Annotated in this window: 7 protein-coding genes; 4 read left to right on the forward strand and 3 right to left on the reverse strand. The window is 67.2% G+C overall.

Going from position 1 to position 12,756, the window contains the following annotated elements:
* Window positions 1-35 precede the first annotated feature (35 nt).
* Window positions 36-1,325 carry a PAS domain-containing protein gene (locus tag IPN47_13160; GenBank protein ID MBK9408964.1) on the forward strand — a complete coding sequence of 430 codons (1,290 nt, stop codon included), beginning with the start codon at window positions 36-38 and terminating at the stop codon, window positions 1,323-1,325.
* A gap of 415 nt (window positions 1,326-1,740) precedes the next feature.
* On the opposite strand, the gene IPN47_13165 is transcribed toward IPN47_13160, so the two are convergent.
* Together IPN47_13165 and IPN47_13170 are read right to left on the reverse strand one after the other, a co-directional pair.
* Window positions 1,741-2,973, reverse strand: a complete 1,233-nt coding sequence (locus IPN47_13165) for a RagB/SusD family nutrient uptake outer membrane protein (protein MBK9408965.1) — start codon at window positions 2,971-2,973, stop codon at window positions 1,741-1,743.
* Window positions 2,974-2,999: 26 nt separating this feature from the next.
* Window positions 3,000-6,029: a SusC/RagA family TonB-linked outer membrane protein gene (locus tag IPN47_13170; protein MBK9408966.1), complete on the reverse strand. Its 3,030-nt coding sequence runs from the start codon at window positions 6,027-6,029 to the stop codon at window positions 3,000-3,002.
* A gap of 307 nt (window positions 6,030-6,336) precedes the next feature.
* Here IPN47_13170 and IPN47_13175 point away from each other — a divergent pair, with 307 nt between their 5' ends.
* Together IPN47_13175 and IPN47_13180 are read left to right on the forward strand one after the other, a co-directional pair.
* Window positions 6,337-9,558, forward strand: a complete 3,222-nt coding sequence (locus IPN47_13175; protein MBK9408967.1) for a sialidase — start codon at window positions 6,337-6,339, stop codon at window positions 9,556-9,558.
* A gap of 126 nt (window positions 9,559-9,684) precedes the next feature.
* Window positions 9,685-10,992 carry a GAF domain-containing protein gene (locus IPN47_13180; protein MBK9408968.1) on the forward strand — a complete coding sequence of 436 codons (1,308 nt, stop codon included), beginning with the start codon at window positions 9,685-9,687 and terminating at the stop codon, window positions 10,990-10,992.
* A 58-nt stretch (window positions 10,993-11,050) separates the two neighbouring features.
* Here the strand turns inward: IPN47_13180 and IPN47_13185 are convergent, their stop codons facing one another.
* Complete coding sequence (locus IPN47_13185; protein ID MBK9408969.1) at window positions 11,051-12,043, reverse strand: hypothetical protein; 993 nt, start codon at window positions 12,041-12,043, stop codon at window positions 11,051-11,053.
* 203 nt (window positions 12,044-12,246) lie between these two features.
* On the opposite strand from IPN47_13185, the gene IPN47_13190 reads away from it, so the two are divergent.
* Entirely contained in the window at window positions 12,247-12,612 is a 366-nt protein-coding gene (locus IPN47_13190) for a phage holin family protein (protein MBK9408970.1), read from the forward strand.
* Window positions 12,613-12,756: the final 144 nt, after the last annotated feature.

A 12,756-nucleotide genomic window follows, 5' to 3' on the forward strand; every position in this document is an offset into this window, starting at 1 on the left:
CGCTCCGCGCCTTTAGCCTGTCACGAATCTCCGGCATGCGACCTCAGGTCAACTACCTGCTCCTGATCGTGGTGGTGCTCGTCCTGCTCGGGGCGACGGTCGGGTACGCCTGGCGGCACCGTCGCGCTCCCGGCGCCCTGCACTTCCTCGCCTTCTCGGGTGCGGCCTGGGCGTGGGCCTTCCTGGTTGCGGCGATGGCGGTCGCCGATCCCCTGACAGCGCGTGTGCTGCTCAGCGTGAAGTATCTCGCGATCGGCCTCGCCACCACCTCCAGCTTCCTCTTCATCGCCCAGCGCACCGGGCGCCTCACGCGCCTCAGCCGCTGGCAGCTGGCGGCCTTCTTCGCCATTCCCGTGTTGGGACACGTCGCCTCGTATCGAGACGCTGCCGGGATGGTCAGCAACGTCTCGTTTGGCGAGGCCTACGAGCTCACGCACGTCGCCGCCATCTCCTTCGGCCCGGTGTACTGGCTCTTCACTGGCTATGCCTACGCGCTGATCCTCTCGAGCATCGCGTTCCTGCTCTTCTCGCGACGCGAAGGGGCATCGATGGCGCGGGTCCAGGCCACGCCGCTGCTCATCGGGGTAGTCGCCCCGCTCGCGACGAACATCCTGCTCATTACTGGCATCGCCCCCCGGGCCTTCGATCCCATGCCGTTCGGGATCGCCCTCACAGGCATCGGGCTCTGGTGGGGCGCGTTCCGTCACCGAATCCTCGATCTCGTCCCCGTCGCGCGTCAGGTGCTCGTCGACACCCTTCACGAGGGGATCCTCATCGTCGATCGCGAGGGGCGCATCCTGGACGTCAACCAGCATTTCGCCTCGCTCGCCGGTGTCGTCCCTGCACGACTCGTGGGGATGACGCTGGAGCAGTGCCGGCTGCCGATCGGCGCCATGTCCGACGTCCTGCAGCGAGCCCTCTCGGCAGCGCCGGCGTCAGGCGCCAGCGATCCGCCCCCACACCACGCGCTCGAGATCGGCGATCGTGTCTTCGATGTGCGCGTCCTGACGGTCGCCGGCCGCGACGCCAGCGCCGAAGCGCGCATTGTCGTCCTCCAGGACGTGACGGAGCGCCAACGATGGCAGGACGAGCAGGCACGCCTCATCACGGAGTTGCAGGACGCGCTCGGGCAGGTGAAGACCCTCACCGGCCTCCTCCCCATCTGCTCCGGGTGCAAGAAGATCCGCGACGACGTCGGTGACTGGCAACCGCTCGAGGTCTACATCCGCGACCACTCGGAAGCCGAGTTCACACACGGAATGTGCCCCACCTGTGTGGACATCTGGTTTCCGGGGTTCATCGAGTCTCCGCGCCCCAAGCGATAGCGGCGCTCCGCGACCGACGTCGATCCCGGTGGCCCGCTGGAGGCGACGCCCTCGTCGCGCCAGCGACGCAATGCCACCCGTCCGCCACGGCCCCAACGGTTCAGGGGCCACGTCGCGCCCTAACGCGACATGGCCCCCGTGTTACGTGACCGCTCGGCGCGGTGCGCCGGACAGCCAGTGCGGATGGTGGTACGTGACGCTTACCAGCCTCTGGCGATCCGCGCCGTTCTTGGGTCAGTAGACAATGGATCACCTCCTCGCTGCAGGGTGGACGTTGAGGGTGCGATGGTGCGGAGAAAATACCGAGATCTGGCGGAGGCGCAATATCGGCCACCTCTCAACGAATCGGCGGCACCGGAATGTCCGGTGCCGCCGACTCGCGATCGAGACCAGATCACCGCCACGAACGCTCCCGCTACACGCCGTTGATCTCACGCGTCGGGTGCGGCCAGCAGCGCGTGCTGCCGTACGGACGATTGGTGAACGGGTTCGACCCGGTCTTCCACACGATGTTGTAACGAAGAAGATCGTTCAGGCGGTGGCCCCCTTCGAAGCTCAGTTCCTTTCGGCGCTCTTCGATGACGTGGGCAACCGCCTCTGCTTGCGTGGTCGCCGTGAGCGCCGGAAGGCTGACCGCCGCACGCCGAGCATTGATGATCGTCATGGCCGGCCCGACCTGCCCCTGCTGCGCCAACGCCTCGGCTTGAATCAGGTTCGCCTCGATCTTGCTCGCCAGACGCATGGGCGAGGTGAGCCCCGTGTACTTCTTCGTCACCCAGAGCCGTACTTCGGCGTTGAACGAGCCACGCCCCGCATCTGCGACGAGGACACGCGGGTCGGCGATGCTTCGATATGCCGTCGCCACGGTGTACGCGCCGGTCTGTTCGGCGAGACGCCAGAGCTTGTTGTGGCGGCGCGTGGTCTCCTGGCCCCGATCGACATTCTTGGTGTAGCCGTCGGCCACGGCCGCGGCAAAGGTCGCCGCCTCCGCCCACTTCTTGAGGTCCATCTTGGTGCGCGCCATGCCGACGCGCGCCAGGTTCAGCATGTCCGTGTTGCCCGAGGCCTGCGCGAGGGTGATGCCCTCGGCAAATCTCGACTCCGCCGCCGTGAGTGCCGCGGTCGGGGGCTGTCGGGCCGCACCGTCAAACGCGACCTCGCAGAATCCCTCGCCCATCAGCAGGTACGAATAGGCCGCGTAGACCTTCGCCTGCGCCTGCAGTGAGGCACGCCCCGCCACCTGCGCATCGGTCCAGGCCCCGAGCTTCTTCGTGGCATCCTCGGCCTGCAACCGCGCCGTGTGCAGCGTCAGGTTCATGCCGAAGTTGCCTTCGCACGTGCCGATCGAGTAGTCGGTCTCGTCGGGTGAAATCGTGCGCTCTCCCCAGTTGGCCAGCGGCACGTTGGAATTCGCCGTCTCGTACTCGTCGGAATGCACCGCCGAGCCGGACATGTAGTTGCTGTACGCGCACTCGAAGTCGCCGACGGCCGACCTAACGAGGACGGCGGCAAGCGATGGATCGCCGATCTGCTCCGTGGGAATCTGCCCAGGGAACTCGACCTCGAGAATGTTGTCGCAGGCGGCGAGCCCGCTCACGGCCGCGAGGGCCGTCGCGCCACGCGCCAGGCGATGCAGGAACGTCTTCATCGATGTCTCCATTGGCTTGTGGGCGGTTAGAAGGTGAATCGGAGCGTGCCACGGATGCGGGCGAGCTGCGGCCACGACTCCTGCGTGTAGCCGGCGTTGCCCGTGACGTCGGTGGAACGATTGGGCAGCAGTTCGGGATCGACCCACGGGGCACCGTACGCGTCCTTCTGGGCACGCCACAGGAACGCCATGTTCTCGGCGGCGAACGTGAAGGAGCCGCGCGTGGCGCCCGCCAGCTTGGCGAGGCGTGGGTGGAAGTCGTAGGTGAGCGAGACCGTACGCAGCCGTGCGAAGCCCGCGTCGAAGACCCCCGAAGCCCCTGGACCGTTGGCGTCGTTGCGCCACGCCTGAAGGATCGCGTCGCTCCCATCGATGGAACTGCGCGAGTTGCGGAAGAAGGTGTGCTGCGCGCCCACGTCACCCACCACCGCGTTCACGCCGCCGAGGTAGTCGACCAGCGTGAAGAGGCGGATGCGCTGGCCAAAGCGCAGCGTGGCCTGCATCGAGCCGTTGTACGACGGCGTTGGGCGACCGGCGTAGAGGCGCGGCGCGGTCGCGCAGTCGACCAGCGTCCCGTCACCATCACTCAGGTCGGCACCACCCTCGCACTTGGCGTTGGTGGCACGCGGGAGAATCCAGTTCGGCGCCAACGAGAGGTCCGGCACCACGTCGGCGCTCTTGATGCGCTTGTAGAAGTAGGCCGACGGGGCGTACCCCTTCACGTTGAACTGCTGGATGTAGCTCGATCCCACGAACGTGGGCGGAACGCCGCCCAGGTCGATGATCTTGCTGTCGTTCGTGGCGAGCGTTGCACGCAGGTCCAGCCCCCACCGCGCGGTGCTGATCGGCGAGAAGTCGAGCCCGACTTCAATTCCCTCGTTGCGCGTGGCGCCGATGTTGAGGAACTGCACACCGGGGAAGCCGCGCGACGGACGCAGTGGCGCGGAGATGATCGCGTCCTTGGTGTCCTTGCGGTAGACGGTGAACTCGATGCCCACGCGCTGGTTGAACAGCCCCGCGTCGAAGCCGAACTCGGTTTCCTCACCAATTTCAGGCTTCAGGTCCGGGTTGCCGAAGTTGCGCGGCGTCACGCCACCGGCCCCGTTCGACCCCACGGCTGCCTGATAGGTCTGAATGGCGGAGAAGACGTCGGGCTGAAGCCCGGCTCGCCCCCATGCACCGCGCAGTTTGAGCTGCGAGAGGACGCTCGAGTTGGCGAGCCATGGCTCCTCGGAGATGACCCAGGAGGCGCTGAACTTGGGGTAGTACGCCGCGTCGAAGTTGGCCCCGAAGGCCGAGTTGCCGTCGGCCCGCATGGCGGCGGTCAGGAAGACGCGGTTCTTCCACGCCAGCTGCTCCTGCCCGTAGACGCCGAAGGTCTTGTTTTCCTGGAACGATTCCGACGCCGCCACCCGCGCGCCGCTTCCGACGTCGCCCGGACCGGGGACCGGGAACTCGAAGCCTTGCGAGATGTTCTGGTCGAACTGCTTGTAGTAGTACTGGACCCCCACGGCTGATGACGCGATGAAATCCTTCGAGATCCCCCAGTCGGCGTTGGCGCTGTAGTCCGCCGTGAAGAAGGTGCTGCGCAGTGCCGACGTCTGCTTCTGTCCGAGCGATGCGGCGAAGAACGGGTTGTACCCGGTCGGATCGCGGAAGACGAGCTGTGACGACTTGTTGTTCGTCATGTCCGGCCCGACGGTAAGCCGGTGCTTGAACCAGGAGAACGGACTGTGGTTGAGGGTGATGCTCAGGCTCGTGCGGTCGATGTAGTCGATCCCCTCGACCCCCTGATAGTCATCGGGCCGATAGAACTGGAAGCCCTGCCCGGCGCCGTTCCACCCCGTCTTGGACGTATCCGGACCGGTCGGCTCGCACCAGGGAAAGTTGCAGGCCCACAGGAGCGACGTGGTAATGGGCTGGACGCCGGACGCCCCGCGCGTCTTGGCGCGGATGACCCCCAGGCTCAGGTCGGCCCTGAACTTGGCGTTTGGTGCCGTGTAGCTCAGGTTCGAGCGAGCCGACATCTTGTTCTGCCAATTGTAGTCGACCGGCCCTTCATCGCGGTTGTAGTCCCCGGAGAAGAAGTACTTGATCGACTCGGTCCCGCCCGAGACGCTGCCGCCGCCGGCATACGGCGTCCCCGTGCTGAAGATGTCGGCATATCCGCGAGAGGCCCGGAATTTCTGTACGTTGAACTCCTTGATGTCGGCAGCGTTTCGGTAGTCACCGCCGCGACGCAGGTAGAAGTTCGATGGATAGCGTCCGACGGGATCCTGGATCCAGTTCTGGCCGGCGTCGATGTGCGTCTCCCACGTCGGGCGGCCGGTGCGGCCGCGTTTCGTGATGATCTGGATGACGCCGTTCGACGCCTCCGTCCCGTAGATCGTCGCCGCCGAGGGGCCCTTGAGCACCTCGATGCTCTCGATGTCCTCGGGATTGAGGTCGTTGAGGCGGCTTGGCTTCTCCTGGCCGTTGAAGGCGAAGGAGGCAACCGCCGCCTGGTTGTTGGAGCGGACGCCATCGATATAGATGAGCGGCTCGTTGGAGAGCGAGAGGCTCCCTGACCCGCGAATGCGCGTCGTGCCACCCGTGCCGATCGCGCCGGACGAGCGCATGATGCGCACCCCGGGGACGTTCACCGACAGCATGTCCTGCATCTTCGCCGGCGGGCCGGTCACTCGCAGGTTGGACGCCACGTCGACGCGCCCGACTGCATTGCCGAGCGTCCGCCGCTGCGCCTCGCCGGCCGTCCCCGTGACCACGACGGCGTCGAGCTTGACGGCGAGCTCGGCGAGCTCGATGCGCAGGTTGGTCTCACCGACCCGCGCGTCGGTCGCCATCACCTGGTAGCCGATGCGGGTGACCCGGAGGCGCACGCTCGTGCCGCTGACGTTCGTTAGGCGAAAGTCGCCGCGTGTCCCCGAACGCACCCCACCGGTGGTTCCCACGACGATCACCTGCGCGTCAGGGAGCGGCAGCCCCGACTTGGCGTCGACCACCGTTCCGGCGATCACCCCGCCCTGCTGTGCCTGCACGGCGCCGCCCCAAGCCATCAGGACGGCACCGCCCAGTGTACGTGCGATGATGCGAGCCCGATCCGACCACGACCTCAGCATACGCCCTCCATGGCCTGCGGTGTGGAACCAGCCTTAGCGCCATCGACCTGACGCTTCCAGCGGACGGCCCATATTGGGATGAACCGTCCTTGTATGCAATGTTGGGCACATTTTCGGTGACGAGACGCCCTCGTGCGGCGCCCCCGTGGCGCTCGGCCCCCTCCATTCGGGCTTTGACGCCTACCCGCTCGTGGGGTACGATTGCGCCGTCACTCCCGAGGTTGCACCCGTACCAGCATCTGACATGCGCTCCGTTCACGCCCTGCTCGCCGCAGTACTCCTGCCCCCGCTGCTCGCCGCCGCGCAGCCGGCGGTGCAGAAGCCCTCCATCGATCCGTCGGTCTACGCTCGCTTGCCGTGGCGCACGATCGGCCCCGAGGGCAACCGATTCACCTCGGCCGCCGGCATCCCGGGGGACCCGCTCACCTACTACGTGGGCGCGGCCTCTGGCGGGGTCTGGAAGACGACCGATGGCGGCGTCAACTGGCGCTCGCTGTTCGACGCGCAACCGGTCCAGTCCATTGGCGCCCTCGCCGTCTCGCGTTCCGACCCCAACACGATCTGGGCCGGGACCGGTGAAGCACACATCCGCAGCCACATCTCGGTGGGGATGGGGGTGTACAAGTCGACCGATGCCGGACGCAGTTGGTCGCTGATGGGGCTCGAGAAGACGGGGCGCATCGCGCGCGTGGCGATTCACCCGCAGGATCCGAACACCGTCCTCGTCTGTGCCCTGGGACATGCGTACGGCCCGCAGCCCGAGCGTGGCGTCTTCCGCACGACCGACGGCGGTGTCACGTGGACGCGCGTGCTGCACGTGGACGAGCAGACCGGGTGCTCGGACCTGGCGATGGACCCAAAGAACCCGCGGATCCTCTTCGCCGGGATGTGGCAGCTGGAGATCCACACATGGGGGCGCACCTCCGGTGGACCGGGGAGCGGGCTCTTCACCTCACGTGATGGCGGCGCCACCTGGACGCGCCTAACGGGGCACGGCCTCCCCCGGGGACCGGTGGGCAAGGTCGCCGTAGCGATCGCCCCGTCCAACCCCGACCGTGTCTTCGCCCTCATCGAAACGGGCGACGGACTCCCGTGGAATGGCCAACCGACGGAGAGCGGGCAGCTCTGGCGCTCGGAGGACGGCGGCGAGAACTGGGCGCTCATCACGCGCGACCGCAACGCCATGGGGCGCGCGCACTACTACTCGCGCATGGCTGTCACCCCCGATGACCAGGACGAGGCGTACTTCCTGACGGCCTCGTATGCCAAGTCGGTCGATGGGGGCGCCACCCTGCGCACCCTGCAGGGGCGCGAAGCGCCGGGCGGGGACCACCACGACATCTGGATCGACCCGACCAACGGCAACCGCCAGATCGTCGCGCACGACCAGGGTCTCTCGATCACGCAGAACCGCGGGCGCTCCTGGTACCGTCAGCGCCTGCTGAACGCGCAGATGTACCACGTCACGGTAGACAACGAGATCCCGTACAATGTGCTGGGGAACAAGCAGGACGAGCCGTCGTATCGCGGTCCCTCCAACTCGCGCGTGATGGGGGGGCGAAGCGCCGGGATCTCACGCGGGATGTGGCATTCGGTCGGGGGCGGCGAGAGCGGGTGGGCCACACCCGACCCAACCGATTCGAAGATCATCTGGTCGACCGCCTCGGGCTCGGGCATGGTCGGCGGCATCGTGGTGCGCTTCGAGGAGGACCGCCGGCAGTTCCGCAACGTGGAGGTCTGGCCCCAGCAGTCCAACGGCCCCGCCGACGGGGTGAAGTACCGCTTCGTCTGGGACTCCCCGTTCCACATCTCGCCGCACGATCACAACACGATCTACGTCGGGAGCCAGCACGTGCACCGCACGACGAACGGCGGCCAGAGCTGGGAGGTGATCTCCCCCGACCTCACGCTCAACGATCGCTCCCGCATGGGGAGTTCAGGGGGACTCACCCCGGACAACATCGGCGTGGAGTACGCCGGCGTGGTGTACGGCATCGCCGAGTCGACGCGAGAGAAGGGGCTGATCTGGGTGGGGACGAACGACGGCCTCGTGCAGCTGACGAGAGACGGCGGAAAGAGTTGGACCAACGTCACGAAGAACATCCCCAATCTTCCGGCGTGGGGGAGCGTGCGCTCCATCGCCCCGTCGCGGTACGACGCCGCGACGGCGTACCTCACGGTCGACTTCCACCAGGTGAACAATCGCGACCCGTACATCTATCGCACCACGGACTACGGGCGCAGCTGGAAGAGCATCACCAACGGCATCCCGCGGAGCATGCTGAGCTACGCCAAGGTCATCACCGAGGACCCGGTGCGCCGCGGAATGCTCTATGTCGGGACGGAGAACGCCATCTACGTGTCGTTTGACGACGGCGACAACTGGCAGCCGCTCCAGAACGACTTGCCGCATGCGCCGGTCTCCGGGATCGTCGTGCAGGAGCACTTCAACGACCTGGTGATCTCCACGTACGGGCGCGGCTTCTGGATCATGGATGACATCACGCCGCTCCGGGCGCTCACCCCGGAGCTGCTCGCCTCGCCGGCCACCCTCTTCGCCCCGCGCGCGGCGTATCGTTATCGCCCGATCACCGCCCCGTCGACGACGTACGACGACCCAACGATGGGCCAGGATCCGGAGTACGGCGCGTCGATCAACTACTACCTCAAGGCGCCGGTTGCCGGAACGGTGACGCTCACCATCGCCGACGCGAAAGGCGACGTGATCCGCACGCTCACCGGGAGCAATGCCGCCGGGATCAACCGCGTGCACTGGGACCTGCGCCACGAGGCGTCGATGGTCACGCGGCTCCAGACCTCGCCGCTCTACGCGCCACACATCGTTCCCGGCCCTGGTGGACGTGTGGCGCCCGGCACGGGGCAGCTGGCGATTCTTGCCCCGCCGGGACGCTACACCGTCACCCTCACGGCCGGCGGCGTAGTGCAGCAGCAGATGCTCGACGTCCGCAAGGACCCCAACTCGGGCGGGACGGAAGGTGACATCGAGGCCCAGGTCCGCGCCCTCGTCGCGATCCGACAGGACCTGAACGACGGCGCCGATGCGGTGCATCGCATCGAAGCCGTGCGGGTGCAAGTCGAGGCGATCGCGAAGGTGGTGAGCGACGCCGAGGTGAAGCGGGCGGCCGAAACGATGCTAGAGCAGTTTGTCGACCTCGAAATGAACCTCGTCGACCTGCGACTGACGGGTGGCGGGCAGGATGGGGTGCGCTTCGGGTCCAAGCTGCTCGCGAAGCTCAACTACCTGGCCAATGGCGTGTCGAGCAGCGACTACCGCCCCACCAACCAGCACGTCGAGGTGCAGGGCATCCTCAATGGGGAGCTGAAGACGCACCTCGCACGCCTCGACGGGTTGCTCGACAAGGAACTCACCGCCTTCAACGCGCTGCTGCGCTCACGCAACGTCCCCAACGTGATCGTGCGTTCGCGCGCTCCGATCAGCGACTGAGCCAACCGCGGGGAGCACCGAGCGGGCGTCCCATCCATTCGGAGAGGGCGCCCGTCAGCTTTCCACCCCTTGGCAGCACCGCACGGGTCCCGCATGTTCCGACCGTTCCCCTCCCGTACGCCACCCATGGACGACCGTCGAACCGGGGCAACCCCCGCGCCCACTCCCATTCCCACGCCCACGGCTCACGAACTGGAAGTCGCGCAGTTGCGGCTGGCGCAGCTGCACCTCGGGTCGGACGGCGACGCCTGGAGCGCATTCGCCGCCGGTGCCGAAGATGCCGTTCGCACCCTCGGCATTGGCCGACTCGGCATCTGGCTGTATTCGGATGACGGGATGGCGCTCCGGTCCTACCTCGTGGTGCAGCCCTCCGACGGCGAAACGTTCGAGGGGGCGCTCCTGCGGCGGCGCGATTTCCCCGCCTACTTTGCCGCGCTCGAGGAACGGCGCGTCGTCTGCGCCGAAGATGCCCTCACATCGCCGCTCACCGCCGAACTCACCGCCGCCTACCTCGTCCCGTTAGGTATCGGCGCGCTCATGGACGCACCGATCTACCGCGAGGGACGCATCGTTGGGGTGGTCTGTCATGAGCACCTCGGTGGTGCCCGCGCCTGGACGGAGCCCGAGCAGCACTTCGCGGCCTCGGTGGCGCAGACCTTCGCGCGACTCGCCGAAGAGGCCGAACGGTTCGACGTCGAATCGCGCGTGGGAGCGGCGCATGGCCAGCTGGAACGCCTCGAGCGCATGGCCGCGCTGGCACGCCTGGCTGCCGGCGTCGCGCACGACTTCCGCAACGTGCTGCACAGTGTCGGGATCCTCGCCGAGATGATCCAGCAGGAGTGCGCCGGCATGTCGCCCGTGCAGGCGCTGGCGTCGGACATTCGCCTCGGCGTGCGCCGCGGCGAAACGCTCGTGCAGAACCTCCTGGCCTTCGGACAGGAAGCGCCGTCGTCGCCGACGATGCTCGATATCCCGGCGGAGCTCCGGGGCATGGAGCGACTGTTGACGCTCTCCGTCGGCTCTGGCGTGCGGGTCGAGTTCGCCATGGCCGATCGCGTGGGGCGCGTCCTGATGGACGCGAAGGACCTCGAGCGCATGATGGTGAACCTCGCGCTCAACGCGCGCGATGCGATGCCGTCGGGCGGGACGCTGCGCATCACCGTGTGCGAATCGGAGCACGATCAGGGCGGACTGCACAACACGACGTGGGTCCTGGTCGAGCTCTCCGACTCCGGCATCGGGATCCCGGCCGACGTGGTACATCGCGTCTTCGAGCCGTTCTTCACCACCAAGGGGGAGCGCGGTACGGGGCTCGGGCTCCCGATCGTCGAGCAGCTCGTCGGCAAGGCGGGCGGGTACGTGCGCGTCGAGAGTACCCCGGGGAACGGGACCACCTTCCGCCTCTTCCTCCCGCGACTCGCCCCGGCTGCCTGACGAGTCGCGACCGCGCGCCCGGTGCGTCGCGACCGCGCGCGTGGCGTGTTGCTCGCCCCTATTTGTGGATCGTCCCCATCTGCACAACCTCGAAGGCGCTCGATGGCACTTGCTTGAGCTTCCCGAGGTTGCCGTCGTTCCAACGCGCGTCGGGCGCGCCGGAGACGTACCATCCGCTTCCGTTGTCAGCCAGGAACATGCCGTAGCTCTTCATCGCCTGCAGGATCACGCGGACCTCGGCGGGATACGCGCTCACGTCGAAGCCGGCCTTGAGTCGCACGCGCATTCCCATCGGGGGGAGTGCCGCCGAGGTATCGCGCGACGCGTAGTGGCGCGCGGGATCGACGAAGGCGCGACGCGTGCGCGGGCAGGTGAAACGCAGCGCGTGGTTGATGACACCGCGGGTGACGGCCTCCTCATAGCGCACCAAACCCGGAAAGATGGGGAGCCCGGCGGCGTCGGCGGAGGTCCAGTACATCGGACGGAGCGCGTTGGAGTTGAGGTCGAAGACTGCCCCCGCCCCGGCCTTCCACGACTTCCCGCCGTTGAGTGGATAGGCGTCGAAGAGCTCGTACAGCTTCCAGTTGAGCGTATCGACGACGAGCACGTGCCGGTCGCCGGTTCCCTTCGCCCCGCCCTCGATCGGAGCGTTGACCGGAATGGGATAGGGGCCGGGATCGCTTTCGCTCGCGTACTGGAAGGTCACGCTGCGCTTGGCCTGCGATCCTCCCACCAGCACATAGGGGATCCCGTTAGGCGCGCCGTTCCAGGTCGTGCCGAAGTCCGGATGCAGGGTGCGCAGGCCACAGCTGGCGATGAGCGTCGCGGAGTTGGGATCGACGGGGGCCGACGCGACGTTCGTGTTCCACGGGTTGTTGGCGGGAAACGGCCGGCGGCCGTTGAGCGGCCCGTTGGCCACCGCCGCGAGCGGTTCGATGGCCTCGTCGGCCAGCCCCGCCGCGTCCGAAGGCGCCTTGGAGCATGCCGCGCCAAGCGCACTGGCGACGAAGGCGAGCATGGCCACTGCAGGGGCGGGACGCAATCGAGTCATCGAGGGCCTCGTGGAGTGTCGTGTCCACGTGCAAGGTGCCGCCGGGAGCGCCCTCGGCGCTGTGCGGCGCGACGCCGTCGCCAGAGGGCACGGATCACCGAGCCATCAGCTCGCCCCGACGACGTGGCCGGCCTCTGACACTTGGCGAGGGACCGCTCCGTTAGGTTGGAGGAAGCTCATTCTCACCTCCACGCGAGCGCTGCATGTCCCTCATCCTGCGCCTCCTCGTCAACGCCGCCGCCCTCTACGTCGCCACGCGCGTCGTCGACGGGATCTCGTTTACCGGGTCGCCGGCCGCGCTGCTCGGTGTGGCGCTCGTCTTCGGCATCGTCAACACGCTCGTGAAGCCGATCGTCCAGTTCTTCTCCTTCCCGTTCATCATCGTGACGCTGGGGCTCTTCCTCCTGTGCATCAACGCGGTGATGCTCCTGGTGACGTCGAGCCTGTCGCAGTCCCTGGGGCTCGGCTTTACCGTGCGCGGATTCGCGGCGGCGCTGATCGGCTCGATCGTCGTCTCGCTCACCAGCCTCGTGTTGGGACAGTTCGTGGACCAGGAAAAGAAGGACTGACCCAGCACTCTCCGTCGACGGCACCCGACTCCTACGTCACCGCCAGCTGGCCGCTACGTCACGCATCCGATGTAGCGGCCGTCGCATTTCTCCGACCTTGGTCGTGCGCTCATGGGGAGCGCATTTCACACCAGGGAGGAGCAC

The organism is Gemmatimonadota bacterium, assembly GCA_016719105.1.
GTDB lineage: Bacteria > Gemmatimonadota > Gemmatimonadetes > Gemmatimonadales > Gemmatimonadaceae > SCN-70-22.

What these genes read in the sequence shown, in the direction of transcription:
- IPN47_13170 (MBK9408966.1), bottom strand. Translation starts at nt 6,029, where the DNA reads ATGGCTTGGGGCGGCGCCGTGCAGGCACAGCAGGGCGGGGTGATCGCC.
- IPN47_13185 (MBK9408969.1), bottom strand. Translation starts at nt 12,043, where the DNA reads ATGACTCGATTGCGTCCCGCCCCTGCAGTGGCCATGCTCGCCTTCGTC.
- IPN47_13160 (MBK9408964.1), top strand. Translation starts at nt 36, where the DNA reads ATGCGACCTCAGGTCAACTACCTGCTCCTGATCGTGGTGGTGCTCGTC.
- IPN47_13165 (MBK9408965.1), bottom strand. Translation starts at nt 2,973, where the DNA reads ATGAAGACGTTCCTGCATCGCCTGGCGCGTGGCGCGACGGCCCTCGCG.
- IPN47_13190 (MBK9408970.1), top strand. Translation starts at nt 12,247, where the DNA reads ATGTCCCTCATCCTGCGCCTCCTCGTCAACGCCGCCGCCCTCTACGTC.
- IPN47_13175 (MBK9408967.1), top strand. Translation starts at nt 6,337, where the DNA reads ATGCGCTCCGTTCACGCCCTGCTCGCCGCAGTACTCCTGCCCCCGCTG.
- IPN47_13180 (MBK9408968.1), top strand. Translation starts at nt 9,685, where the DNA reads ATGGACGACCGTCGAACCGGGGCAACCCCCGCGCCCACTCCCATTCCC.